Source organism: Saxibacter everestensis, assembly GCF_025787225.1.
Lineage (GTDB): Bacteria > Actinomycetota > Actinomycetes > Actinomycetales > Brevibacteriaceae > Saxibacter > Saxibacter everestensis.
This window is the reverse complement of sequence record NZ_CP090958.1, coordinates 3,218,633-3,244,006: the sequence shown is the minus strand read 5'-3', so window position 1 is coordinate 3,244,006 and position 25,374 is coordinate 3,218,633. Positions and strand designations below refer to the sequence as shown.

Below are 25,374 nucleotides of genomic sequence, written 5' to 3'. Positions count from 1 at the left end.
CCCGCAGGGGCGCAGCTCACCCGCATGGGAAGGAAATACATGTCACGCATCGTCATCGTCGGAGGCCACGGCAAGATCGCCCTCCGGCTGGCCAGGATCCTCAGCTCACAGGGCCACCATGTCACCTCGCTGATCCGTAACCCGCAGCACAGCGGCGACGTCGAGGCCACCGGTGCGACGCCGGCGGTTGCCGATGTCGAGCATCTCTCCACCGAAGAGATCGCCGAGGCAATAGCCAGTCACGATGCCGTCGTCTGGTCCGCGGGCGCCGGTGGGGGTAGTCCGGAACGCACGTACGCCGTCGACCGAGACGCCGCCATCCGCTCGATCGACGCGGCTGCTGAGGCCGGTGTCGATCGCTACCTGATGATTTCGTACCTTGGCGCCGGCCACGACCACGGTCTGGCGGAATCTGACTCGTTCTATCCGTATGCCGAATCGAAGGCGGAAGCGGACGACCACCTGCGCCGCAGCACCCTGACCTGGACGATCCTCGGCCCGAGCACGCTCACTCTGGACGCCGCGACCGGGAAGATCGAGGTCGGCACGGACCTTGAGCCGGGCCGCGTTTCGCGTGACGATGTCGCGCAGGTCGCGGCAGTGGCGCTGGAAAGCCCCGCCACGATCGGCAAATTCGTTGGCTTCAACTCCGGCGATGTGCCGATCGAAGAGGCGCTGCGTTCGGCCTAGCCATCGTTCCTCGATGTCCGAGTTCCGTAAGGTAAAACGGCCTGGAATCTTACGAGACCCGGACATCGCGGCAAGGAAGAGCTGAACGGCGATGAGAGCATGGGGCTATGGCGGTCAGTTTCGAATGCAGCACCCGATCGACGCTCAGCCAGCAACGTCTCTTCGACCTCAGCCGGGACATCGATGTCCATGTTGATTCCATGTCGGACTCGGGCGAGAGAGCAGTGGCCGGCGTGCAGAAGGGACTCATCGGAGCGGGCCAGCAGGTCACTTGGCGCGCCTGGCACTTCGGTCTGCCACTGCGAATGACGAGCAAGATCACCGAGATGCACGAGCCGGACTCGTTCACAGATGAGCAGGTTCGCGGGCCGTTTCGATACTTCCGGCACATTCACGAAGTCCATCCCGACGGAAGCGGGTCTGTGCTGATCGACCGGGTGTCGTTCGCCGCTCCGTTCGGGGTGCTCGGTCGAATCGTCGAACGTCTGGTCCTCGGCAGCTATATCCGCCGCCTGATCGAGAAGCGCAACCGGTTTCTCCGGGGCGTCGACGACTACTGAGGCCGGTTCTGCGCAATGCGCCGCCCACTCGTGGCTAAGGCATGCGAGTCGTGCAAAAGATCCCACGAGTCGACGACAAAGCCAAGTTTCGCGGACGAGGGGAAGGACGTCGAGCGGCAAACTTCGCTATTGACACGGCAACCTGCCGCCCGATAGCGTCTCAGCATCAGGGTAAGACTGGAGACCACCTGTCGGTGTCTCCGTCTGCCCTGTTGTTGTTTATGGCGCTAGTTTCGGACCTCCGACACGGTTTCCCGACAGAGAGGTCGGATTGGTGCCAAACTACGTTCTCAGAGGCGTCGGAGACGTCGTCGCATACATTGATTCACGCCCGAAGATAGTCGGCCGGGCGGGGGTGATCTGGTGGCTCGCACTGGGCGGCCTGTTCCTGGACGCCTTCTCGAACTCTGCGCTGAGCGCGGGTTTGGGCACAATGACCGGCGATCTCGAATTGAGCGCAACCCAGGTCGCAGTGCTTACCTCGCTGGCGTCGTGGGTGGCCATCGCCTTCAACCCCATCGGCGGCTGGATGGCGGACAAGTGGGGCCGGATTCCGCCCCTGGTTCTCGCGAAGGCGTTGGCACTTGTCGGTGCCGCGTTGGCCGCACTCGCTCCGACGTTCGAGTTCGTTTTGGTCGGCCGGTTCTTTGTCGGGGCCGCCTACGGCATCGACTTCGCCATCGCCATGGCGCTGCTGGCGGAATTCACGCCGGCCAGATTCAAGAGCCGGCTGAACACCTGGCAGGGAATCTGGTACACGGCGGTGAGCACCAACCTGCTGCTGGCTATCGCCTTCTACAATCTCGGCGTCGGTGAGGCAATCTGGCGCTGGGCAGTCGGCTCGGCCGGGGTTTTTGCCCTGCTGATGCTCCTGCTGCAGGCAACACTGATGGTCGAAAGTCCTACCTGGCTGGCGCGGAAGGGCTACCTTGAACGGGCGACCACTTCGATGAGGAAGATCTATGCCGAGGACTTCACCGCGGCACCGGTCGAGGACCGGCTGCCGATCCTGAATCAGGCGACCAGGGGCTTTGCCAATGTCGCGCTGATCTTTAGAGGCAGCTATCTGCGCCGAACGGTGCTCGCAGCAACGGTCCAGATCGGGCAGTCCATCCAGTACTTCGCCGTCGGCTGGTATCTGCCTATCATCAGCCTCTCGCTGTTCGGCAAGGACTTCATCGTCGCCACTGTCGGGTCTCTCGTGTTCAACCTCTTCGGCATCATCGGCGGCTTCATGTCGCCCGTGATCGGAAAGAAGTTTGGCCTCCGAAAGGCATCCGCGGCTGGATTCGGAGTGGTTTTCGTCATCCTGGTCATTCTTGGGCTTGGATTCGACTCGCTTCCACTGTGGCTGGCATTCGTTCTTCCCTCGCTGTTCATCCTCTTCCACTCGGGTGGCCCAGGGGCCAATGGCAAGAGCTTGTCGTCGCTTTCGTTCCGCAGCGAATTACGCGCCAGCGCAAATGGTGTCATCGGAGCGCTAGGCAGTGTCGGCGCGGCCCTCGGTCTGCTCGTTTTCCCGATCCTGAAGGAAGACCTTGGGCTTGGCCCGACATTCCTGATCCTGTCGGTAGTGCCACTCGCCGCGTTCATCATCTGCTCTGTCATCAAGTGGGATCCCACCCGTGCGGCGATCAGCCCGGATGAGGAGCTCGATGCTCCGCAGTTCAAAGCGGATCGGGCGGTCACGTTTGAATCCGCCGGTAAATAGACGAGCCACCGAGAAGCAGGCATTGAACGGCAGAAAGGTAATCGAATGAGTATCCCGGCGATCCTGAGCGTCGACGAGGGAACAACCGGAACGCGCGCGGCGTGGGTGACGGCCGATGGCTCCGTGCATGGAACGGAGTACCGGCCGCTGGGAGTCAGCAGTCCGCGAGCCGGAGTCGTCGAGCAGGATGCAAACCTGATCCTGTCCCGGACGATCGATGCCTGCCGGACGGTTATCGCCCGTGCATCGGCGGAGGACGTTCATCTAGTCGGCATGGCCATCGCAAGTCAGCGCTGCACCGCGGTGCTTTGGGACTTACAGACTGGGACCGCGATCGTGCCGGCGATGGTGTGGCAGGACAGCCGCTACGCTGAGGAGCTCGCCGCACGCGGCCCTGCCTGGGATGATTTCCTTATTCCACGGGTCGGCCGCGCTACCGGCGTCCGTTCGCCGTACCTGTGGGCCGCGCATCACCTGCGCGAAACGGCGGAGGTTGCCGAGGCATACCGGGACAAGCGGCTCGGGTTCGGAACCATTGACACCTGGCTTCTGTGGTCGCTGACCCGAGAACGTACCTACGCCACGACATCGACCAACGCGACGTCCAGCGGAGCGTATCGCTTGGCAGACCACAGCTATCAGTCTTCGTGGATCGAGGAACTCGGGTTCCCGGCCGACCTGCTACCCGAATTACGGCAGGACGCTGATCACCTCGGCACAACCGACTCGGAAAGGCTGGGGATTTCAGTCCCGGTTTTGGCCGCAATCGGCGATCAGCACGCCGGCACACTGGGCCTTGGCTGCCTACGCCAGGGCCAGGCCATGTGCGTGCACGGCACGGGGAGCTTCGTGGATCTGGTGACGGGCACCGAACTGCCGAAGAACCCGGGACTGCATGAGGGTGCACTGACCCTCACCGCCTGGCGGAGGCGGAACCAGTCGATGTACGCGGTGGAGAGCTTCACCGCAACCACCGGATCCGCACTCAACTGGGCCTGCGGAACCCTGAACTGGTTCGACTCGGCGGAAATGATCAGCACGCTTGCAGCGACGGTTTCCAGCGCGAACGGCGTGATGTTCATCCCCGCACTCACCGGATTGCGGACCCCGGTGATCGAGCCAAAAGTCCGGGCATCGCTGACCGGTATGGCCACATCGACAACTCGCGCTGAGGTTGCGTTCGCGATCCTGGACGGCATCGCCCAGTCGGTCGCGACGAGCATCCAATCCGCCGAGGAGGTAGCCGGAACACCGGTGAGCGAAGTTGTCGTCGGCGGGGGCCTCTCTGCCAGCGACACCCTCGTCCAGCTTCAGGCCGATCTGACCGGGCTCCCGATGCGCCGCCTCCCGGCATCGGACAAAGCCAGCCTGCGGGGAGCAGCATTCCTGGCGGGATCCGAGGGGCTGCTCTGGGACTCACTGGAAGATGCTGTCGCGACCATCGGCGAAGGCGTCAGTTTTGAACCGGGAACATCGCCGGCTGATCGAGTGGAGCGACGCGAGGCCTGGCAGGCGCGTGTCGATTCCGAAGTACGTCTAGTCCGCAACAAGTAACGCGTAAGGAAGTAGTAGTAAATGATTGGATTGCCCTCGCGGAAGCCACAGGCTGAACGCGCACGGCTGACATCTGAGACGCCGCTGGATCTCCGGCGCGCAGATCAGATCGCAAAAATCGACGGTGCGACCTTCGACATGATTGTCGTCGGCGGCGGCATAACCGGCGCATACACCGCTATGGACGCGGCATTGCGCGGCTACAGCGTCGCTCTGCTGGAAAAGGACGACTTCGCATCCGGAACATCATCGAAGTCGTCGAAAATGATTCACGGCGGCCTGAGGTACATCGAGCAGGGCAACCTGCCACTGGTTCGCCACTCACTGCTGGAACGACAACGTCTGCGTAAGAATGCCGCGCACCTTGTGCAGCGGCTGCCTTTCCTGTTCCCGGTGCTGTCGCGCAACGGCGTATTTGACCGCCGACTTGCCGCCGGTTTCGAGAGCCTGCTGTGGACGTACGACCTCGCCGGCGGCTGGCGCGAGGGCGTTCTGCACCAGAAACTGACGAAAAACGAAGTCCTCTCGCATTGCCCGACCTTCAAAGGAGACGACCTCGACGGCGGCTTCATGTACTACGACGCCCGCGCCGATGACGCCCGGCTTACCCTCGCGCTGGCTCGCACGGCAGCCTTCCATGGTGCCGCCGTGCTGAACGGGGCCAAGGTCACCGACATCGTCCGCAGCAACGGCAAGGTTCACGGCATCGTCGCCGAGGTCGGCAACCAGGAGATCAGAGCGAAATCAGGTGTGGTCATCATGGCGACCGGAGTCTGGCTCCGTGACTGGACCGGTGCCGGCAAGGATGTCGACGCGCCCAATATCCGCCCGGCCAAGGGTGTGCATGTGGCCGTGCCCTGGATGAAGATCCGAAATGACTGCACGGTGACAATTCCGGTGCCTGGGCGCAATCGACGAGCAACGATTACCCGGTGGGGTGAAACGTCCTATCTCGGCACCACGGACGAGGACTACACCGGAGATCTCGACGACGTGAACTGCACGAGGGAAGAACTCGACTTCCTGCTCGATGGCGCCCGGTCCGCGCTCAATGTCGACATCGAGCCGGAGGATGCACTCGGCAGCATTGGCGGGTGCAGGCCACTCGTCGCGCCGCCTGGTGGCAAGACCCTTGAGGTGAAGCGCAATCACGAAATCCGGACGGACCATGACGGCCTGGTGACCGTGGTGGGCGGAAAGCTGACCACCTCGCGGCATATGGCTGAGCAGACCGTCGACGCAGCCCAGAAGGTTCTTGGACAGAAACGGCGATGCAGGACCAAGAACGCCCGCCTTCTCGGGGCCGCCGGCTATGACGCCGAAGCCATCGTCGCTTCGGGCGGTCTCGCCTCACACCTTGGTGAGAGGTACGGAACCGAAGCACGGTTCGTCGGCGACATCCTTGATGCGCGGCCAGAGCTCGGAAAGCCGGTCGTGCAGGGCCTGCCGTTCCTTGAGGCCGAAGTCGTCTACTCCGCACGTCATGAGTTGGCCCGCAGCGTTGACGACATATTGTCCCGGCGGACACGAGCCAGAATCATGGCCCGCGATGCCTCAGCCAGGGCAGCGGCCAGGGTCGGCGAGTTGCTCGGCTCCGAGCTGGGATTGTCAAAGACCGAGGTCGCCCGTCAGGTGACCGAATATGAAAAACACACCGCGCACGAACGCGCAGTTCTGATGGGGGAGTCCAAGTGATCAGCAAAGAGGCAGTCAAGCGCGGCTACAATCGCGGCAATTACACGGTCGGCGCCCCGACCCAACCGGCATACGCTCAGGACTTCGATACCGTCGTCGGTGAGGCGTCCTTCCAGACCTCCCCGGTCCGGGTTGAGGAAGCGACGATCGAGGCGCTTCAGACAGCGGCGGACGAGGTCATCGTCGACCCCATCGAGGTGATCAGGGGCACCCGGGATTGGTGGGCGGGCAGCATGGTCGCGGAAACCGGCGGTTCACCGGCGACCCCGACCGCCGTCATCGTCAAGGTCTCTTCCACCGAGCAGGTACAGGCTGTGATGCGGATCGCCGATCAGGCCGAGGTCCCCGTCACGGTCTCGGCCGGACGCAGCAACGTGACCGGTGCGGCACTGCCGGTGAACGGTGGGATCGTGCTCGATGTCTGCGGCCTGGACAGGTTCGGCAGCTTCGATCAGGAGAGCCAGATCATCGAGGTCGAGGCCGGTGTGTTCGGCGACATCTTCGAAGAAACCATTCAGCGCGAATACGGCATGACCATGGGCCACTGGCCATCCTCCTACGGCATCAGCACTGTCGGCGGCTGGGTGGCCTGTCGGGGCGCAGGTCAACTATCAACTCGTTACGGCAAGATCGAAGACATGGTTTACGGCCTGGAGGTCGTATTGGCAAACGGTGATCTGATTACAGTAGGCGACAGCGCCCGCGCCGCCGTCGGCCCAGACCTTGCCCAGCTCTTCATCGGCTCGGAAGGCACGCTTGGCGTGATAACCCGAGTCAGGTTCAAACTGCATCGACTACCCGACTACGGCCGCGCCATCGCCTACGGCTTCGAGAGTTTTAGCGCTGGACTCGAAGCGTGCCGGCAGATTCTGCAGCAGGGCGCGAATCCGGCCGCGCTCCGCCTGTACGACGAACTGGAGAGCGGCGTGCAGTTCGACCTCCCCGAAACCAACGTCCTTCTGATCGCAGACGAAGGGCCGCGCGAGCTCGTGGATGCAGGTCTCGCGATTTGTGAGCGGGCCTGCGATCCGACCGGTGTCCGGCTCGGAGCCGACGGCATCTTCGAAAAGTGGCTCGACACCCGGTACCTCACCGGGAAGAGCGCCGAGGGCTTCACGAAGGGACCGGGCTTTGTCGGCGACACGCTGGAGATGATCGGACGCTGGCGGGATCTTCCTGCCATTTACGATGAGGTTGTTGCTGCGATCAACTCGATCCCGGGGACCCTTGCCGGCTCGGCGCATCAGTCGCACGCCTACGTTGACGGGGCGTGCCTTTACTTCTCCCTTCGAGGCAACGTGGATGTCGATCGGCGGGCGGAGTGGTACAGGACGGCCTGGGACGCGGCGAACGCAGTGATTCTGAAGTATGGAGCAACGCTTAGCCACCACCATGGCGTGGGACTGTTGCGCGCGCCGTACATGAAGGAGTCGCTGGGAGGAGGCCTCGATGTCATGCGTTCGATCAAGGAAAGCCTCGACCCGAAGGGCCTTTTGAATCCCGGCAAGCTCGGTCTGTGATCTCACCCGACCCCGTGCGCTTGGCGGCCGGGATTAAGGATGTCGAAATGCTCACCTTTCCGGATTCACTTGAGCGGGCGTTCAGCAGGAATCCAGTTGTTGCCGCACTCTACGGCAGGGAGCAGCTGATCAAGTTCCTTGATTCCACCTCTGATGTCTGCATCATCGCGAATGTGGCACTTCAGGATCTGGGGCCCCTGGTCGGCGCGCTGTCGGCGAACGACAAGTTTGCCTTCGTGAACATCGACAGCTGCAGTGGCCTGGCGCAGGACAAGGGAGCCGTCGAGTACCTGAAGAAAATAGGTGCTCCCGGCATCGTGACCACCAGGGTGTCGCTGATTCAGAAAGCCAACAGCCTCGGCATGGTCACGATGCAGAAGGTATTCGTCACGGACCGTTCGAACCTGCCGCGCAGCGTCACCGCGGTTGAGCAGAGCCGTCCGCACCTGGTTCAGCTAATGCCCTGGCCGGTCGTGCCGTATATCGAAAAAGAGGAACTCCGTGCGCTGTCGCCGTTCATCGTCGGCGGATTCGTTGCCGGCAAGTCGGATGTCGCGGCCGCGCTGGCTGCCGGGGCCAAGGGAGTGTCGACCAGCGACATCGGCATGTGGGTGCGCCGCGAGGCGTAGCCCGGTGCTTGTGCCGCTGCCTCGCTCGAACAAGGGAAGAAGCATGTCAACGTTTCATCAGGTTATCGCCCACTACTACGTGAAAGACGGAGAAGCTCGACGGGTTCTTGCGCTGCTTGCCGGCCTCGCCGCGGCGAGCCGTGCGGAACCTGCCAACCTGTCATACGACTACTACCAGGGAGTCGAGGACCCGAACCACATCGTGATTCTCGAGCGGTACGTGGATGCCGCCGGATTCGCGGCGCATCGCGAATCTGAGCACTTCCGCTCGATTGGGTTCGAGCAGATCATTCCGCTGCTGGAAACACGTCAGGTGGAGGAGTACACCGCCTAGTGGTCCGCCCACTCGTGGCTTTGTCGTCGAGTCGTGCGTAAGATCCCACGAGTCGACGACAAAGCCACGTTTCGCGGACGAGGGGCAGCCGTCGAGCGACGGGAAACGATTCTCAGACCTTGAGTGTGAGGTCTTCGGCGATGGTCTTCGCTGCCTGGCGAAGCAATGGGACAGCCTGGGCTGAGAACTTGTCATCGACCCTCGAGACCGGGCCGGACACCGAGATCGCCATCGGAGTGGGAGAGCCCGGCACCGCCATCGAGAAGCATCGGACGCCAAGCTCCTGCTCCTCCTCGTCGATCGAGTAACCGCGCTCGCGAATCTGCCCGAGGTCGGTCATCAGGTCATTGACGTTGCCGATGCTGTTCGGCGTCGGAGTCGGCATGCCGGCGTGCGTCACGATGTTGCGTACTGTGTCGTCGTCCAGCTGGGCCAGGATGGCTTTGCCCACGCCGGTGTCGTGCAAGTGCGCGCGGCGGCCGACTTCGGTGAACATCCGCATCGAGTGCGGTGAGGGCACCTGAGCGATGTACACCACCATGTCGGAGTCGAGGATCGCCATGTTGGCGGTTTCACCCAGCGCATCGACAAGCATCTTCAGCTGCGGCCGGGCGAGTGAACCCAGCTGTTTGTTCGCCACCTCGCCAAGCCGGATCAGGCTCGGCCCCAGCGAGTACCGTCGATTGGGCAGCTGCCGGGCGTAGCCCAGCGAGACCAGGGTGCGCAGCAGTCTGTGGATGGTCGGAAGTGGCAGGTCGGTGAAGGTGGAGAGCTCGCTCAGCGTGACTTCGCCGCCGGCGTTGGTAATGAGTTCAAGAAGCTCGAACGCGCGCTCGACCGATTGCACACCGCCGGTGACTTTCTGGGCCATGGACTCACTCTCAGATCAACGAACAGCGACTACTGACAAAAACTCTTCATCTAGTGGAAACGTCTCCGCCTCTCCAACATACCCCACGAGCGGAAGCTAATTCCGTAGATCGGAAACTTCTTCCCGTCTGGTGGCTTGAAATTCCGTCAGACAAACAATAATATCCGTATTATGGAAGTCAATCGAACCGGTTGACCGGACATATATGGAGGATCAATGGCGAGTCCCAGCCCCGGCTACTCAATCACCCTTCGTGTGGAAGCTCCCGCGAGCTTCACCGCGACCAGCGAACTGGCCGCTGCCGTCGCCTCGGCCGGCGCCGCCATCACGGCCCTCGACGTCGCCGAATCCCGGCACGATTCAATGGTCGTCGACGTCAGCTGCAACACCGTCGACGCCGATCACGGCGAACGGGTCCGCGACGCTCTCGACGCCCTCGAAGGAGTCACCGTCCACAAGGTCAGTGACCGCACATTCCTGATGCACCTCGGCGGAAAACTCGAGGTCGTCTCCAAGGTCGCACTTCGCAACCGGGATGACCTTTCCCGCGCCTACACCCCGGGTGTTGCCCGAGTCTGCCTGGCAATCGCCGAGAACCCCGCGGATGCGCGCCGACTGACCGTGAAGCGCAACACCATCGCAGTGGTCACGGACGGCTCCGCCGTTCTGGGGCTGGGAAATATCGGTCCGGCCGCCGCGTTACCGGTGATGGAAGGCAAGGCCGCGCTGTTCAAGCAGTTCGCCGATGTCGATGCCTGGCCGGTGTGCCTTGATACACAGGACACCGAGGAAATCATCAGCATCGTCAAGGCGCTGGCCCCGGTCTACGGCGGCGTCAACCTCGAAGACATCGCCGCTCCGCGCTGCTTCGAAATTGAAAACCGGCTCCGCGAGGAACTGGACATCCCGGTCTTCCACGACGACCAGCACGGCACCGCCATCGTCACCCTGGCGGCGCTGAAGAATGCGCTCCGGGTCGTGAACAAGTCGATAGACGAGGTGCGGATCGTGGTCTCCGGCGTCGGAGCCGCAGGCACCGCCATCGTCGGCCTGCTCAAGGCGGAGGGCGCCGAACACATCATCGCGTGCGGACGCAACGGCGCCATCACGGCAGAAACCGCCGGCGACAACGAGTCCAAGCAGTGGTTGGCCGAGAACACCAACCCGGAGAACTTCTCCGGCAGCCTGCACAAGGCACTGATCGGCGCAGACGTCTTCATCGGGGTCAGTGCGCCCAACGTCCTGGACGAGAGCCACATCGCCTCGATGGCGAAAGACGCCATCGTGTTCGCGATGGCCAACCCGGATCCGGAGATCGACCCCGTTATTGCCGCCCGGCATGCCGCGGTCGTCGCCACCGGGCGGAGCGACTTCCCGAACCAGATCAATAACGTGCTCGCCTTCCCAGGGTTCTTCCGCGGACTGCTGGATGCCGGCGCATCCGACATCACCCCGAATATGCTGGTTGCGGCGGCGGAGGCGATTGCGGCTCGGGTCAGCGACGACGAGCTCAACTCGAGCTTCATAGTCCCGAGCGTTTTCGATCCACAGGTTGCACCTGATGTGGCGGCCGCGGTCGCCGCGGTTGCGCACGCAAACAACAAGTAAGGCAGTGACATGACAGTTACACTCACGGACAACTCGCCTATCGACGGCGCCGACACGATCCTCACGCCCGAGGCGTTGGATTTCGTGGAGAAGTTGCATGCCAGATTCGCTGCGACCCGCAACGAGTTGCTGGCCCGGCGCGTGGAGGATCGGCGGGCGGCCGCGGCAGGCGGTGGACTGGACTTCCTCACCGCGACCAAGGACGTGCGCGAAGGTGACTGGACGGTCGCTGCCGCGCCGGAGAAACTTACGAATCGCCGGGTTGAAATGACTGGCCCGGCCTCCCCGGTCAAAATGGCGATCAACGCCCTGAACTCGGGGGCGAAAGTCTGGCTGGCCGATCTCGAAGACGCCAGCACGCCCACCTGGCCGAACGTCATCGACGCGCAGCTCAACCTGCACGGTGCCGCGCGCGGTCAGCTGAGCCACACGGGCAAGAACGGTAAGCAGTACGCATTGCGCACGGATGCCGAGCTGGCGACCGTCGTCGTCCGCCCGCGCGGCTGGCACCTGAATGAGAATCACGTCCGGATTGACGGTGAGCCAGGAATCGGCGCCCTCGTCGACTTCGGGCTGCACTTCTTCCATAACGCCGAGCATCTGCTCGCCACCGGCAGTGGCCCGTACTACTACCTGCCGAAGCTTGAAAGCCATCTCGAGGCTCGGCTGTGGAACGACGTTTTCGTCTTTGCCCAGAATGAGCTTGGAATCGAGCAGGGCACGATTCGCGCCACCGTGCTGATCGAGACCATTCCTGCCGCATTCCAGATGGACGAGATCCTGTACGAGCTGCGCGATCACGCTTCTGGCCTGAACGCTGGCCGCTGGGACTACCTGTTCAGCATCATCAAGTACTTCCGGGAGGCCGGGGCCGCTTTCGTGATGCCAGACCGGGCGAGCGTTGCGATGACGGCTCCGTTCATGCGGGCGTACACCGATCTGCTGGTCAAGACCTGCCACCGTCGCGGGGCATTCGCGATGGGCGGCATGGCGGCGGTGATCCCGAATCGCCGGGAACCCGATGTCACCGCCCAGGCCTTCGACAAGGTACGGGCGGACAAAACCCGCGAAGCCAAGGATGGCTTCGATGGCTCCTGGGTCGCCCATCCCGATCTGGTGCCGATCTGCCGTGAGGTGTTCGATTCGGTCCTCGACGAGAAGCCCAACCAGCTCGACAGACTGCGTGAAGAGGTGAGTGTGACTCCGGCTCAGCTGCTGGACGTCAGCTCCGCCGACGGCAGTGTCACCGAGGCCGGGCTGCGGTCGAATCTGTATGTAGCCGTCGCATATACCGCCGTCTGGCTGTCCGGAAATGGCGCCGTGGCGATTCATAACCTGATGGAAGACGCCGCCACCGCTGAGATCTCCCGTTCACAGGTCTGGCAGCAGATTCACAACCAGGTGGTGCTGTCCGACACCTCGCACCTGGTCACCGTCGACCTGGTCCGCCAGCTGCTTGCCGAGGAGACCGAACGGCTGCGCGGCGAGGTCAGCGAACAGACCTTCGCCGACTACTACGTGCCGGCCAGCAAGCTGATTGACGAGCTGGTGACGGGCGATGACTTCGTCGAGTTCCTCACGCTTCCCGCCTACGAACTGGTGTCCTGATGGCGCCCCGACTGGCGCTCGCCGAGGCGGACCTGGCCCGGATCGACGCAACATTGCGCGGCACCGATGACCTGCTCGACTCCGCGTACCCGGGGGATGACGGCAGTCGGCAGCCGGTGCACACGGTGTATGTTCCTGCCGATACCTTCACCCCCGGCCTGGCCGCTGACTGGGGCAGGGCGGCCCTGGCTGCAGCCGAGGAGGCCGGTGGCCTGGAGGCGCTTGCGGCCAGCCTGGGTCTGACAGGCACGGCGAGCGCGGAGAAGGTAGCCCGCAAGCTGGAAGCGGAGCCGATCGAAGATCTCCGGCTGGACTTCGAAGATGGCTACGGAGACCGTCCGGACGACGAGGACAACGACGTCATCCAGGCAGCCCGGCAGGTGAACGAGGCGGTGCGGAACGGAACCGCGCCGCCCTACATCGGAATTCGTTTCAAGTGCTTTGAGGCGGCCACCCGGGCGCGTGCATTGCGCACGCTTGACCTCTTCATCGGCGAGCTGATCGAGACTGGAGGGCTGCCAGACGGCCTGGTGCTGACCCTGCCTAAGGTCAGCACCGTCGAACAGGTCGAAGCCATGGTCGACGCCTGCTCGCGACTTGAGGCGGTGCACGGCCTGACCGAGGGCCGGCTCCGGTTCGAGGTGCAGATGGAGACACCGCAACTGGTGCTCGGCGCCGACGGCACCGTGCCGCTGGCCAGGGCGTTGCATTCCGGCGCCGGCCGAGTGTCGGCCCTGCACTATGGCACCTACGACTACAGTGCGTCGCTACAGATCGCCGCCCGTTATCAGTCCATGGAGCACCCAGCCGCCGATTACGCCAAGCAGGTGATGCAGGTGGCCGTCGCCGGGACGGGCGTCCGACTGTCGGACGGCTCGACCAACGTGCTCCCGGTCGGATCGCCGGAGAACAGGTCGAACGCGTGGAAGCTGCATGCGCGGCTGGTACGGCGTTCACTGGAACGGGGCTACTACCAGGGCTGGGACCTGCACGCGGCGCAGTTACCGAGCCGCTACCTGGCAACGTACGCGTTCTACCGGGACGGATTCAGTGCCGCCGCGCTGCGGCTGAAGAACTACGTGCACAAGATCGATGGCGACGTGCTCGACGAGCCGGCCACGGCCCGGGCGCTTGCCCAGTTCATTCATCGCGGAGTGCTGTGCGGCGCCCTCGATGATGACGAAGTTCGGCGCGATGCCGGCGTCGACTCATTCCAGCTCGCCGCGATCGCGCATCCCAAAACCGCTATGAAAAGTGAGGACATCGTTGTCTAACTCCCGCTACTACGCGCCCACTGCCGGGCATCCGGCGCAGACCGAACTGCTGACCGGCCGAGCCATCGTCACCGAGGCGTACACCGTCATCCCGCGTGACGTGATGCGCGACATTGTGACGAGCGTTCTGCCGGGATGGCGCGACACAAGGACCTGGATTCTCAACCGGCCCGTTGCCGGCGGCGCGACCACATTCGCCCAGTATCTGGTCGAGGTGGCCCCCGGTGGAGGTTCGGACCGGCCGGAGCCGCAGGCCGGCGTCGAATCGTTCGTCTTTCTGCTGGAGGGCGAGCTGACCGTCGTCATCGACGGGACCAGGCATGTGCTGGCCCCGGGTGGCTTCGCCTTCCTGCCGCCGGACGCCGAGTGGCAGGTGTCCAACGATGCCGGAGAACTAGCGAAGTTCCAGTGGATCCGCAAACGCTACCAGCCGTTGGAGGGCCACACGCCGGCACCACTTGTCGGTAATGAGCAGGACGTGGAACCCGGGTCAATGCCGGGCACCGACAACAAGTGGCGCACAACCCGGATGCTGCCAGTCGAAGACCTTGCCTACGACATGCACATCAACGTCGTCACCTTCGAACCTGGCGCGGTTATTCCCTTTGCCGAAACCCACGTGATGGAGCACGGCCTCTACGTGCTCGAGGGCAAGGCTGTGTACCGGCTCAATGACGACTGGGTCGAGGTGCAGGAGGGGGACTACCTCTCGCTGCGGGCGTTCTGCCCCCAGGCCTGCTACGCCGGCGGTCCGAGCAACTTCCGGTACCTGCTTTACAAGGATGTGAACCGGCAGATCGTGCTGTAGCGCCGGCCGTACGAACCGCTCCGCCCCGGGACTCATGTCGCAAGCCCCGGGGCGCAGCTTTTCTCTGCCGGTTGAGCTGGGAGCTGCTGAGGGGCCGTTGTCTCCTGACGACATTTGCAGGTTCTAGGTCCTCGTAGGCGGCGGAATTCGTTCACAGTGTGAGATCAGGGCGGTTACTCAGCAGTCAGCTCCTGCAAAAGTCGGCTGTTACCGGCGACGTGGCCGGGTCGGTTCTGATCTGCTCACAGTCGTCCGGAATTCTCCGCCGTCGGCGCCGGCTCGTCGGCACAAGTGGCATGGTGGCCGCAGGCTTCCACAGTTTCGGCTGGCCGCAGGTGGTGCGCCTGTCCATCGGGCCACGATGCGAGGCATGGACGTTCTCACTGGCCTGGCCGCGCTCGGTGGCGCCGGAAGACGACGAGATCTGCTCGGCATCCCGGGCGTCACGGACTCTCGGATCGAAGCGGCGCTGCACGGCGGCGCGATCATCAGGGTCGGCCGCGGCAAGTATGCGCTACCTGATGCCGCGCCTGCCATCACCCAGGCCGTGATGGCCTCTGCCAGGCTGAGCTGTGTTTCAGCAGCGGCTCACTATCGATTGCCGCTGGTCACCGGGCGCGAGACCATTGCGAGCATCCGACGACTGATCGCGACGACCGCCGGGACTGCCCGGTTCGACCCGGGAGAGACCGCCTCAGGCGGCGTGCACCTCGCCTGGTCCAGCGAACGTCCGGTTCCCGGCGCCATCGCTCATCGTCAGCAGGACGAATCGGATGGGAACTTTGCCTCTGCGCTGGATTGCGTCGTTCACGCGCTGCGCTGTCAGGGCCGATTGGTCGCGCTCGCCATCGCAGATGCGGCCGTGAACCAGGGGCTCGTATCGTTTCCCGCACTCACGGCACGTCTTCGAGACCCGGCGGCGGCCGACGCACGGATAACTGTAGGCCTCATCGATCCCGCCGCCGCGTCCGTGCTGGAAACCGTGGCCCGGTACGCCTTGCTGATCTCGGGGCTGAGCTTCGTCTCACAAGTGGAAATCTATGCGGTGGGGCATGTCGACTTTGTGATCGAGGGAATCATCGCGGTTGAGGTGGATGGCGCGGCGTTTCACTCCGATCGCCGTTCGTACCGTGCCGACCGGCGGCGTCACAACCAAGCACAGCTGGCTGGATATCTTCTACTGGCATTCACGTACGAGGACGTCATGTTTGACCCCGCAAGCATGATCGCCTCGATCAAGCGGCTGCTGAACCTGCATAGACGACGGTCCTGACCCTTGGCGGTAGGCGAAGCTGGCGCGACATTTGCGGGTTCTACGCCCTCGTAGCTGACCGAATCCGCTCACAATGTGAGACCAGAGCGGTTACTCATCAGTCAGCTCCCGCAAAAGTCGCCGCGCTGACCGAGATCGAGGGCGACCCGCGTGGTTCGAGCGCCCGCTCATACCTGCTCCGCTGCCGCTCCGCCGGGCAAACCATCGCACAACCCGTTGACAGGCCGCGGCAACACTAGCTAATCTTTCATCAGACAGAAAAGAACTTCCATAATGCGAAATCGGCACGGATGACCGCAGGGTCAGGCGCGATTCAGGCCGTCGGGCTCGAATCGGGCACACGGAAGCCGCGCACCGAGCACATAGAAAAGAGGAATACCCATGTCGTACACAGTCAACTGCTCAATCCTCCTCACCGAGCTGCCGCTGCTCGAACGGCCAGCCGCGGCCAAGGCCGCAGGATTCGACGGCGTGGAATTCTGGTGGCCGTTCGCGAGCTCCGTCCCCGGCGACGCCGACGTGACAGCTTTCGAACGCGCCATCACCGACGCAGGCGTCCAACTCACCGGTTTGAACTTCAACGCCGGTGACATGCCGGCCGGCGATCGCGGACTCGTGTCCTGGCCGTCGCGTCGGGACGAGTTCCGGGACAACCTCGACGTGGTCGCCGGCATCGGCGAACGCCTGGGCTGCACCGCATTCAACGCGCTTTACGGCAATCGCACCGACGAGGCATCGGCAGAGGAGCAGGACGAGCTCGCGGTCGAGAACCTGTTCCTTGCCGCGAAAGCGGTGTCCGGCATCAGCGGCACAGTGCTGCTTGAGCCGGTCAGCGGTGCTGAGCGCTACCCGATCAAGACCGCCGACCAAGCCCTGAGCGCCATCGCGGCGGTGAAATCACGCGGAGCGGAGAACATCGGCCTGCTCGCCGATTTCTACCACCTGTCAGTCAACGGTGACGATGTCGCGGCAGTGATCGAAGCACATGCGGGAGAATTCGCGCACATCCAGATTGCGGACAATCCGGGCCGGGGCGCCCCCGGCACCGGCGAACTTCCGCTCGGCGAATGGGTGAACAGGAGCCGGGAACTCGGCTACCAGGGCCCGATCGGACTTGAGTACAAATCGGATTCGGCAAACGCGTTCAGCTGGCTGATCCGCTAGCCAGGTAAAAGCCTCAAACGCATACCGGACAAAAGCGTCAACCGAATAAAGCAAAGGACAAGCAACCATGGCACACGTAGGATTTATCGGACTCGGAATCATGGGCCTGCCGATGGCCGTCAACCTGATCAAGGCCGGCCACATCGTAACCGGATACAACCGGAGCCAGGAAAAGATCGACAAGCTCGTTGCCGAGGGCGGCAAGGGCGCGAACAGCATTGCTGACGCGGTCAAGGACGCCGATGTCGTGATCAGTATCGTGCCGGATTCGGCCGACGTCGAGGCCGTGGCCCTTGGCGATGACGGGCTGCTGGCCAACGCGGCCGCCGGCACATTCTGGATCGATGCGAGCAGCATCCGTCCCGACGTCAGCGTACGGCTGGCCGCGGCAGCCAAAGAGGTTGGAATCCGGGCGGTCGACGCTCCGGTATCCGGTGGTGAACAGGGCGCCATCGAAGGCAGCCTTTCGATCATGGTCGGCGGTGACAGCGCCGACGTCGAGGCGGTGCGCTCGGTGCTTGAGGCGGTCGGTAAGACCATCGTGCACGTCGGCCCAACCGGATCAGGACAGACGGTCAAGGCTGCGAACCAGCTGATCGTGGCCGGAACAATCCAGCTCGTCGCCGAATCGCTGGTGTTCCTTGAGGCACACAACGTCGACACTGAAGCAGCCATCAAGGTGCTGGCCGGAGGATTGGCCGGTAACCGGATCCTCGATCGCAAGGCCGAGTCGATGGCGGCGCGCAGCTTCGAGCCCGGATTCCGGGTCGACCTGCACCACAAGGATCTCGGCATCGTCACCTCGGCTGCCCGGGAAGCCGGAGTCGCCATTCCGCTTGGCGCGCTCACCGCACAGCTGATGGGCGCCCTGCGTGCAGAGGGCCACGGCTCCCTCGACCATTCGGCCCTGCTGCTGCTGGTCGAGCAGCTCTCCGGCCGCAGCCGCTAACCGACAAACGAGACATCCTAGGAGAATCTGATGGCTAAAATGCGCACGGTCGACGTGGCAGTCGCCATACTTGAAAAGGAAGGCGCAACCGAGGCCTTCGGGCTGCCGGGTGCCGCGATCAACCCGTTCTATTCCGCGATGCGTGCCCATGGCGGCATCCGGCACACCTTGGCACGGCACGTTGAGGGTGCCTCGCATATGGCCGACGGTTACAGCCGGGCAGCGGCAGGCAATATCGGCATATGCATCGGCACCTCCGGTCCGGCCGGCACCGACATGATCACCGGCCTGTACGCCGCCTGGGCCGACTCGATCCCGATGCTGTGCATCACCGGACAGGCTCCCGTCGCCAAGCTGCACAAGGAAGATTTCCAGGCCGTCGACATCCAGACGATCGCCGCACCGGTGAGCAAGATGGCGATGACCATCCTGGAACCCGCGCAGGTGCCCGGTGCATTCCAGAAGGCATTCCAGCTGATGCGCTCCGGGCGTCCGGGGCCAGTGCTGCTGGACCTGCCGATCGATGTGCAGCTGGCCGAGATCGAATTCGATCCCGAAACGTACGAACCGCTCCAGGTGCAGCGGCCGCGAGCCACCCGCAAGCAGGCCGAAAAGGCCCTGGACATGCTGACCGCTTCCAAGCGGCCGCTCATCGTGGCCGGCGGCGGAATCATCAATGCGGATGCCTCCGATCAGCTGGTGGAGCTGGCCGAGCTGCTCAACGTTCCCGTCGTGCCGACTCTGATGGGCTGGGGAACGATTCCGGACAGCCATCGGCTGATGGCCGGCATGGTTGGCCTGCAGACCTCACATCGCTATGGCAACGAGTCATTCCTTGCCTCAGACTTCGTGATCGGGATCGGCAACCGGTGGGCTAACCGGCACACCGGCGGCCTGGACAAGTACACCGCCGGCCGCACATTCGTGCACGTCGACATTGAGGGAACGCAGATCGGCCGGGTCTTCGCACCGGACTTCGGCATTGTCTCCGATGCCGGCGCAGCGATTGAGGCCATCCTCGATGTCGCCCGCGAACGGGACGCCCGGGGCGAACTGCCGGATTACTCGGCATGGGCGGAAGAATGCTTCGCCCGCCGGGGCAGCCTGCAGCGCAAGACGCACTTCGACAATGTGCCGATCAAGCCGCAGCGCGTCTATGAGGAGATGAACCGCTCGTTCGGCGAGGACGTCACCTACGTTTCGACGATCGGCCTCTCCCAGATCGCCGGCGCGCAGATGCTGCACGTTTTCGGTCCGCGCCGGTGGATCAACGCGGCCCAGGCCGGACCACTCGGCTGGACAGCTCCAGCGGCGCTCGGCGTTGTGCGCGGGAAGCCGGGCGAGACAGTCGTCGCGCTCTCCGGGGACTACGACTTCCAGTTCATGCTGGAAGAACTGGCCGTCGGCGCCCAGTTCCAGCTGCCGTACATCCACGTGGTGGTCAACAACTCCTACCTCGGGCTGATCCGACAGGCACAGCGCGGGTTCGAGATGGACTTCCACGTTTCGCTGGCGTTCGACAACGTCAATTCGCCGGAGACCAACGGCTACGGCGTCGACCACATCAAGGTGGCCGAGGGGCTCGGCTGCAAGGCGATTCGGGTTGAGGACCCCAATGACCTGTCGGCGGCCTTCGACAAGGCGCGCGCGCTGATGAGCGAGTACCACGTTCCGGTCGTCGTCGAGGTCATTCTGGAACGGGTGACCAATATTTCGATGGGAACCGAGCTGGACAATGTCAACGAGTTCGAGCCGCTTGCCGAAAGGCGGGCTGATGCCCCGACAGCGCTGGTCTCGCTTGCCGACTAACGGACGCCGGCTGCGTATCGTCGTTGCGCCGGACAAGTTCAAGGGTTCGCTGCCCGCACCCGAGGTCGCCGAGGCGCTCGGGCGCGGGCTGCGCGCCGGCGGTGATGTCGATGTTGTCGCCGTTCCGGTCGCCGATGGCGGCGAAGGAACGCTGACCGCGGCGCTGAGCGCTGGTTACCGCCCCCACCGGGTGGTGACCAGCGGCCCGACCGGAGCCCTGGTTGAGTCTTCGATCGCGATCGACGGCCCGCGGGCGGTTATCGAGATGGCAGGCAGCTGCGGTCTCGACCTGCTCGCCGGCGGACCGACCTCGCAGACCGCGCTCAGGGCGGACAGTTACGGACTCGGTGAATTGATCGCCGCAGCGCTGGACCAGGGCTGCGCCGACTTGGTGATCGGCATCGGCGGCAGCGCCGGCACGGATGCGGGCGCGGGGATGTTGACGGCGCTCGGAGCGAGGCTGCTGGACGAACATGATGAGCCGGTGCCGCCAGGAGGCGCCGGTCTTGCGGCGCTGGGCCGTATCGACCTGGATCGGCTGGATCCCCGGCTGACCTCGGCCACGATAACCCTGGCTGCGGATGTCGAGAACCCGCTGCTCGGCAGTGATGGGGCGGCGGCGGTGTTCGGTCCGCAGAAGGGCGCCACCGGAAACGATGTGGCCGTGCTCGAGGCGGGGCTCCGGCGGTTTGTCGATGTGCTCACCGATACCGATGTGCTCACCGATACCGGAGCGCTCGCGGCGACCGGTGCGCTTGCCGAAGGCGTAGGGCGCGCGGCCGCGGGTGCAGGAATGCCGGTGGCGAAAGTTGCCGAAGCTCCGGGCGCCGGTGCGGCTGGTGGGGTCGGTTTTGCCGCAATGGCATTCCTCGGCGCGCAGCGGCGGCGGGGCATTGACGTCGTTATCGAGCTGACCGGTCTGCGTGAGCAGCTGGACGGTGCAGACCTGGTGATCACAGGTGAAGGCAGCGTCGACGCGCAAAGCCTGCAGGGCAAGGCTCCGGTGGGGGTCGCCGCGGTGGCGGCCGAGGTCGGTGTTCCGACTATTGTGGTTGGCGGCCGTCTGTCCCTGGCGCCACAGCAGCTGCGCGCGGCCGGGTTTGCCGCAGGTTATGCGCTGATGGATCTGGAGCCGGATGCCGGCGCAAGCATGGACAATGCGGCGGAGCTGCTCGAACGCATTGGTGCGATGATCATCACGGATGCAGTACGGCAGGAAATTGCAATCGCCGAGCCGGTCGCCGCAGGCGCCGCGCCGGCAAGCAGCCTCGGCAATGACGCCAGGCAAAAGCTGGAATGAAAGGAACGCCAATGGCGCAAGAGGCAGAATACGACCTGGTCGTGCGTGCGGCCCGAGCGGTAACCCGATCCGGAATCGGACCGGCCGAACTAGGAATCACTGACGGCACGATCGTGGTCGTGAATCAGCCGGGGTCAGGCATCCGCGGAACGCGAGAACTGGATCTTGCCGCCGATGAGACGTTGATCCCCGGCCTGGTTGACAGCCATGTCCACGTCAATGAACCGGGGCGCACCGAATGGGAAGGCTTTGCCTCCGCAACCCGGGCTGCCGCGGCGGGTGGAGTGACCACCATCATCGATATGCCGCTGAACTCGATTCCGCCGACCACCACTGTGGCAGCCCTGGATGAGAAGCGTGACGCGGCTCGGGACCAGGCGTTCGTCGATGTCGGTTTTTGGGGCGGAGCCGTGCCGGGCAATCTTGCCGACCTCCGGCCACTGCACGAGGACGGCGTGTTCGGCTTCAAATGCTTCCTGCTGCACTCCGGTGTCGACGAGTTCGGCTTCCTCACCGCGGACGAGCTCGAGGAGGACCTGGTCGAACTGCGGAAGTTCGATTCGCTGATGATCGTGCACGCGGAGGACTCTGCCGTGATCGAGCAGGCTCCGGAAGCCAGCGGCACCGGCTACCGGGACTTCCTGGCGTCCAGGCCGCGGAAGGCCGAAAATGCCGCAATCGCCGAGGTGATCGACCGTGCACGGCGCACTGGCGCCAGGGCGCACATCCTGCACCTTTCGTCATCGGACGCGCTCGGCATTATCGCGGCGGCGAAGCGGGACGGCGTCCAGCTCACTGTCGAGACCTGTCCGCACTACCTCACGTTGCTCGCCGAAGAGATCCCGGATGGAGCCACTGCGTTCAAATGCTGCCCACCGATCCGCGAGGACGCCAACCGCGAGCTGCTCTGGCAGGGACTGACGGATGGAACCATCGACTGCATCGTGTCCGACCACTCGCCCAGCACCGCCGAACTCAAGGGTGTTGACCACGGCGACTTCGGCACCGCATGGGGCGGCGTCGCCTCGCTGCAACTCGGCCTGCCCCTGATCTGGACCGAGGCCAGACGTCGGGGAATCGATCTGGCGCAGGTCGTGGACTGGATGTCCCGGCGCCCGGCGGAGGTGGCCGGCGTGCAGCACAAGGGCCGGCTCGCACCGGGCTTTGACGCCGACTTCTCAGTGCTTGCCGCAGACGAGACGTTCCGGGTGGACGCACATCGCCTCTTTCACAAGAACCCAGTGAGTCCGTACCAGGGCAAGGAACTGGTGGGTGTGGTCCGCCGGACGTTCCTGCGTGGCAACGAGATCGACGGTCAGGCCCCCGCAGGTCGGCTGCTGCGGCGGGACGCGATTGGTTCCGTGGCTACGGGAGGGGATCGAGCTCACACCACTGCGCGATGAAGAGCGCGATGGTCTTGGTGATGTTACGGACCGATTCGACGTGCACTCGCTCATCGAAGGCGTGAATGTCCAGTGATCGGGGACCGTAGGTCAACGTCGGCATGTTCCCGTAGTTCGTGTACACCCGGCCATCCAGATACCCGGGTGTGGTGAAGGTTTCCAGCGGAGCGCCGAAGACTTGCTGGTGAGTTTCCGCCAGCAGCGATTCGGCCGCGCCGTCTTCTTCCAGGCGATAGCCCTCGGCGAAGAATCCGGATCGTTTCAGCGTAGGCAGCCTTGCTTCTGACCCGTGCCGGTCGATGGCCGCCTGCCGGACGAACTCCTGGATTTCGGCCCAGGCCTGATCTGCGGGTACGCCGGGATAGATCGCGGCGCGTACCGAGATTTCACACCAGGCCGGGACGCTCGACGGCCAGTCCCCGCCCTTGATCAGCCCGACGTTGAAGTTGATCGGATGCTCAACCCGGTCGAAATCCGGCTGTTCGTCTTTTCGGGCGTTCCATTCCGCCTCGAGGCGGCGCAGGTCCGCGATCACATCGTTGGTGGCGTCGAATGCGTTGAATCCTTCAGCCATCTCCCGGACATGCGTCGGTTTGCCTTCGACCCGAACCGTGAACCAGATGACGCCGACGTTGGCCCTGACCAGGGCGTTCTCCTCCGGTTCGGGAATGAGGACGGCATCGGCCGTGTAGCCGCGGAGTAGTGCGGACAGTGCGCCGTTGCCCGTGCTCTCTTCTTCCACCACGGACTGGAAGCAGACCGGCGCGGCCGGTGCGTATCCAGCGGCCCGGATCGCGTCGAAGGCGAAGAAGTTGGCGGCCAGCCCGGCTTTCATGTCGCCGGCGCCGCGGCCGTAGAGCCAGCCGTCCTGGACGTAGGTTTCGAAGGGTGGCCGGGTCCAGTTCTCCTCAGGCCCGGTCGGTACGACGTCGACGTGCCCCTGCAGGATCAGGGAGCGGCCGCGAGTCTCCGGCGGCGTGTAGGTTCCGACCACGTTGAAGTCTTCGTCGTAGGGGACGGTCATCGGCCCGAACCCAGGGTGGTCCTCGATGTCTTCGGCGTCGATTCGCCAGCGGTCGGTTGCCAGGCCGCGATCTGACATCTCCTGTAACAGCCGATCCTGGATCGCCAGTTCTCTGCCGCGCAGCGATGGGTATTGGATGAGTTCGTGCGTGAACTCGAGCTGGCGATCGAAAGCGGCATCGACGGCATCGGCTATCTTGCTCGCGATTTCAGGGTTCATCTAAGTCTTCTTCCTGGTCAGCTGATCTCGTCGGCCTGCGCCAAAGCCCGGTCGTCCTTGTTGATCAGCCGCATTGCGATGAACGCTCCGATCAGTGAAACCAAGGCGATCAGCGCGAGCAGTGAGGCGGGTCCCCAGGACTGGTTATCCGACTTGCTGAGGATCAAGGTGGCCAGGGCGGGCATGAATCCGGCAATCACACCGGCCAGGTTTGCCGAGAGTCCGAGGCCGCTGTAATGCAGCCGCGCGGGGAAAATTTTTGCCAGCAGAGCGCCGATTGGTGCGTACGGGATGGCGCCGAGCCCCAGTGCCAGGATCATCGCCAGGGTGATCAGGCCGGCACTGCGGGTATCCACCAACCAGAAGATCGGGAACGCGACCGCAAGACATGCCACGTAGCCGATCACCACGGTCGGGCCCGCGCCGATCCGGTCGGCCACCCGGCCGGAAATGACTGTCATAACGATCTGTGCCAGCGCCCCGATGGTGATGGCGCCCAGGATGGTGGATGACGGCAGACCAAGTGCGGTGGTGGCATAACTGATCATGAACGTGGTCAAAAGGAAGAACCCAGCGTTATTGAACAGGTAGGCGGCGATCCCGATCAGCAGGCGGCCTGGGGTGGTGCGGAAAACCTCGACCACCGGCAGTCGCTCCTGCTTTCCGGCCGCCGCAAGCTGGCGGAAGATCGGGGTTTCTTCGACCTTGAGTCGAATCCACAGCGCCACAAGCACCAGAACGATCGAGGCGAGGTAGGGCAGCCGCCATGCCCATTCCAGGAATGCATCGTTGGGCAGCGAAGCCACCAGCGCGACGGCGCCGGAAGACAGTAGGGTGCCGCTGGGTGATCCCAGCTGAACAACGGCGGCATAGAAGCCGCGCTTCTTGATCGGCGCATACTCGATCGCGAGCAGCGTGGCCCCACCCCATTCGCCGCCGGTGGCCACGCCCTGCACGGCCCGAAGGATCGTCAGCAGGATAGGAGCGACGATGCCAGCGGTTTCGTAGGTTGGAAGCGCGCCCATCAATGTCGTGGCAATGCCCATCAGCGAGATGGTTGCCACCAGTGCGCCGCGCCGGCCGTAGCGGTCGCCGATATGGCCGAAAATCACCGCGCCGATCGGCCTAGCGATGAAGCCAACGCCGAAGCTCAGGAAGGCTCCGATGGTGCGCAGTACCGGGTCATCGCCGGAGAAGAAGAGCGGGGCGAAGACAATCGCTGCGGTAGTGCCGAACAGGAAGAAGTCGTACCATTCCAGAGCGGTGCCCAGATAGGCGGAGAATGCAATCTTTCGCAGCTGCCGGGGATCCGGCGGTTCAATAACGCTGTTGGTGTTGGCGCTGGTGCTCATCAGAACCTCCGAGACGGAA

21 protein-coding genes are annotated in these 25,374 nt (G+C 63.9%); 18 read left to right on the top strand and 3 right to left on the bottom strand.

Annotated elements, in window-relative coordinates:
- The first annotated feature begins 39 nt into the window (after nucleotides 1-39).
- From LWF01_RS15300 to LWF01_RS15265, 8 genes are all read left to right on the top strand, one after another.
- A complete protein-coding gene (locus tag LWF01_RS15300) occupies nucleotides 40-690 on the top strand; it encodes an SDR family oxidoreductase (RefSeq protein ID WP_349638229.1) in 651 nt (216 codons plus the stop codon).
- 107 nt (nucleotides 691-797) lie between these two features.
- Nucleotides 798-1,250 (top strand): SRPBCC family protein, encoded by a 453-nt coding sequence (locus tag LWF01_RS15295; protein ID WP_349638228.1) that lies wholly within the window; start codon nucleotides 798-800, stop codon nucleotides 1,248-1,250.
- Nucleotides 1,251-1,524: 274 nt separating this feature from the next.
- Entirely contained in the window at nucleotides 1,525-2,961 is a 1,437-nt protein-coding gene (locus LWF01_RS15290) for an MFS transporter (protein WP_349638227.1), read from the top strand.
- 45 nt (nucleotides 2,962-3,006) lie between these two features.
- Nucleotides 3,007-4,515 (top strand): FGGY family carbohydrate kinase, encoded by a 1,509-nt coding sequence (locus LWF01_RS15285; protein ID WP_349638226.1) that lies wholly within the window; start codon nucleotides 3,007-3,009, stop codon nucleotides 4,513-4,515.
- Nucleotides 4,516-4,536: 21 nt separating this feature from the next.
- Nucleotides 4,537-6,210: a glycerol-3-phosphate dehydrogenase/oxidase gene (locus LWF01_RS15280; RefSeq protein ID WP_349638225.1), complete on the top strand. Its 1,674-nt coding sequence runs from the start codon at nucleotides 4,537-4,539 to the stop codon at nucleotides 6,208-6,210.
- Nucleotides 6,207-7,730: an FAD-binding oxidoreductase gene (locus LWF01_RS15275; protein ID WP_349638224.1), complete on the top strand. Its 1,524-nt coding sequence runs from the start codon at nucleotides 6,207-6,209 to the stop codon at nucleotides 7,728-7,730. The genes LWF01_RS15280 and LWF01_RS15275 overlap by 4 nt, the downstream gene beginning before the upstream one ends.
- A 47-nt stretch (nucleotides 7,731-7,777) precedes the next feature.
- Nucleotides 7,778-8,359 (top strand): glycerol-3-phosphate responsive antiterminator, encoded by a 582-nt coding sequence (locus LWF01_RS15270; RefSeq protein WP_349638223.1) that lies wholly within the window; start codon nucleotides 7,778-7,780, stop codon nucleotides 8,357-8,359.
- A gap of 43 nt (nucleotides 8,360-8,402) precedes the next feature.
- Nucleotides 8,403-8,693 carry a putative quinol monooxygenase gene (locus LWF01_RS15265; RefSeq protein ID WP_349638222.1) on the top strand — a complete coding sequence of 97 codons (291 nt, stop codon included), beginning with the start codon at nucleotides 8,403-8,405 and terminating at the stop codon, nucleotides 8,691-8,693.
- 112 nt (nucleotides 8,694-8,805) lie between these two features.
- Here the strand turns inward: LWF01_RS15265 and LWF01_RS15260 are convergent, their stop codons facing one another.
- A complete protein-coding gene (locus LWF01_RS15260) occupies nucleotides 8,806-9,564 on the bottom strand; it encodes an IclR family transcriptional regulator (protein WP_349638221.1) in 759 nt (252 codons plus the stop codon).
- Nucleotides 9,565-9,780: 216 nt separating this feature from the next.
- Here LWF01_RS15260 and LWF01_RS15255 point away from each other — a divergent pair, with 216 nt between their 5' ends.
- The 10 genes from LWF01_RS15255 (at nucleotide 9,781) to allB (ending at nucleotide 22,760) form a co-directional block, all read left to right on the top strand.
- Entirely contained in the window at nucleotides 9,781-11,172 is a 1,392-nt protein-coding gene (locus LWF01_RS15255; protein ID WP_349638220.1) for an NAD-dependent malic enzyme, read from the top strand.
- A gap of 9 nt (nucleotides 11,173-11,181) precedes the next feature.
- Nucleotides 11,182-12,780, top strand: coding sequence for a malate synthase A (gene aceB, locus LWF01_RS15250; protein WP_349638219.1), 1,599 nt, complete (start codon nucleotides 11,182-11,184; stop codon nucleotides 12,778-12,780).
- Nucleotides 12,780-14,054, top strand: a complete 1,275-nt coding sequence (locus LWF01_RS15245) for a DUF6986 family protein (RefSeq protein WP_349638218.1) — start codon at nucleotides 12,780-12,782, stop codon at nucleotides 14,052-14,054. The genes aceB and LWF01_RS15245 overlap by 1 nt, the downstream gene beginning before the upstream one ends.
- Entirely contained in the window at nucleotides 14,047-14,862 is an 816-nt protein-coding gene (locus tag LWF01_RS15240) for a bifunctional allantoicase/(S)-ureidoglycine aminohydrolase (RefSeq protein ID WP_349638217.1), read from the top strand. The genes LWF01_RS15245 and LWF01_RS15240 overlap by 8 nt, the downstream gene beginning before the upstream one ends.
- Nucleotides 14,863-15,232: 370 nt before the next feature.
- Entirely contained in the window at nucleotides 15,233-16,135 is a 903-nt protein-coding gene (locus LWF01_RS15235; RefSeq protein WP_349638216.1) for a DUF559 domain-containing protein, read from the top strand.
- Nucleotides 16,136-16,516: 381 nt separating this feature from the next.
- Nucleotides 16,517-17,299, top strand: coding sequence for a hydroxypyruvate isomerase family protein (locus LWF01_RS15230; RefSeq protein WP_349638215.1), 783 nt, complete (start codon nucleotides 16,517-16,519; stop codon nucleotides 17,297-17,299).
- Nucleotides 17,300-17,366: 67 nt separating this feature from the next.
- On the top strand, nucleotides 17,367-18,248 hold the full coding sequence (locus tag LWF01_RS15225) for a 2-hydroxy-3-oxopropionate reductase (protein WP_349638214.1): 882 nt from the start codon (nucleotides 17,367-17,369) through the stop codon (nucleotides 18,246-18,248).
- A gap of 30 nt (nucleotides 18,249-18,278) precedes the next feature.
- Complete coding sequence (gene gcl, locus LWF01_RS15220; protein WP_349638213.1) at nucleotides 18,279-20,057, top strand: glyoxylate carboligase; 1,779 nt, start codon at nucleotides 18,279-18,281, stop codon at nucleotides 20,055-20,057.
- 10 nt (nucleotides 20,058-20,067) lie between these two features.
- Nucleotides 20,068-21,357 carry a glycerate kinase gene (locus LWF01_RS15215; RefSeq protein WP_432762028.1) on the top strand — a complete coding sequence of 430 codons (1,290 nt, stop codon included), beginning with the start codon at nucleotides 20,068-20,070 and terminating at the stop codon, nucleotides 21,355-21,357.
- 11 nt (nucleotides 21,358-21,368) lie between these two features.
- Entirely contained in the window at nucleotides 21,369-22,760 is a 1,392-nt protein-coding gene (gene allB, locus LWF01_RS15210; RefSeq protein WP_349638211.1) for an allantoinase AllB, read from the top strand.
- Here the strand turns inward: allB and LWF01_RS15205 are convergent.
- Both LWF01_RS15205 and LWF01_RS15200 read right to left on the bottom strand, forming a co-directional pair.
- A complete protein-coding gene (locus LWF01_RS15205; protein ID WP_349638210.1) occupies nucleotides 22,723-24,003 on the bottom strand; it encodes an ArgE/DapE family deacylase in 1,281 nt (426 codons plus the stop codon). The genes allB and LWF01_RS15205 overlap by 38 nt on opposite strands.
- Before the next feature lie 17 nt (nucleotides 24,004-24,020).
- Nucleotides 24,021-25,355 carry an MFS transporter gene (locus LWF01_RS15200; RefSeq protein ID WP_349638209.1) on the bottom strand — a complete coding sequence of 445 codons (1,335 nt, stop codon included), beginning with the start codon at nucleotides 25,353-25,355 and terminating at the stop codon, nucleotides 24,021-24,023.
- Nucleotides 25,356-25,374: the final 19 nt, after the last annotated feature.

Bases quoted from the DNA above. Each gene is read 5' to 3' on its own strand.
- LWF01_RS15300 (WP_349638229.1), top strand. From the start codon at position 40: ATGTCACGCATCGTCATCGTCGGAGGCCACGGCAAGATCGCCCTCCGG.
- LWF01_RS15295 (WP_349638228.1), top strand. From the start codon at position 798: ATGGCGGTCAGTTTCGAATGCAGCACCCGATCGACGCTCAGCCAGCAA.
- LWF01_RS15285 (WP_349638226.1), top strand. From the start codon at position 3,007: ATGAGTATCCCGGCGATCCTGAGCGTCGACGAGGGAACAACCGGAACG.
- LWF01_RS15280 (WP_349638225.1), top strand. From the start codon at position 4,537: ATGATTGGATTGCCCTCGCGGAAGCCACAGGCTGAACGCGCACGGCTG.
- LWF01_RS15270 (WP_349638223.1), top strand. From the start codon at position 7,778: ATGCTCACCTTTCCGGATTCACTTGAGCGGGCGTTCAGCAGGAATCCA.
- LWF01_RS15265 (WP_349638222.1), top strand. From the start codon at position 8,403: ATGTCAACGTTTCATCAGGTTATCGCCCACTACTACGTGAAAGACGGA.
- LWF01_RS15260 (WP_349638221.1), bottom strand. From the start codon at position 9,564: ATGGCCCAGAAAGTCACCGGCGGTGTGCAATCGGTCGAGCGCGCGTTC.
- LWF01_RS15255 (WP_349638220.1), top strand. From the start codon at position 9,781: ATGGCGAGTCCCAGCCCCGGCTACTCAATCACCCTTCGTGTGGAAGCT.
- aceB (WP_349638219.1), top strand. From the start codon at position 11,182: ATGACAGTTACACTCACGGACAACTCGCCTATCGACGGCGCCGACACG.
- LWF01_RS15245 (WP_349638218.1), top strand. From the start codon at position 12,780: ATGGCGCCCCGACTGGCGCTCGCCGAGGCGGACCTGGCCCGGATCGAC.
- LWF01_RS15235 (WP_349638216.1), top strand. From the start codon at position 15,233: ATGGACGTTCTCACTGGCCTGGCCGCGCTCGGTGGCGCCGGAAGACGA.
- LWF01_RS15230 (WP_349638215.1), top strand. From the start codon at position 16,517: ATGTCGTACACAGTCAACTGCTCAATCCTCCTCACCGAGCTGCCGCTG.
- LWF01_RS15225 (WP_349638214.1), top strand. From the start codon at position 17,367: ATGGCACACGTAGGATTTATCGGACTCGGAATCATGGGCCTGCCGATG.
- gcl (WP_349638213.1), top strand. From the start codon at position 18,279: ATGGCTAAAATGCGCACGGTCGACGTGGCAGTCGCCATACTTGAAAAG.
- allB (WP_349638211.1), top strand. From the start codon at position 21,369: ATGGCGCAAGAGGCAGAATACGACCTGGTCGTGCGTGCGGCCCGAGCG.
- LWF01_RS15205 (WP_349638210.1), bottom strand. From the start codon at position 24,003: ATGAACCCTGAAATCGCGAGCAAGATAGCCGATGCCGTCGATGCCGCT.
- LWF01_RS15200 (WP_349638209.1), bottom strand. From the start codon at position 25,355: ATGAGCACCAGCGCCAACACCAACAGCGTTATTGAACCGCCGGATCCC.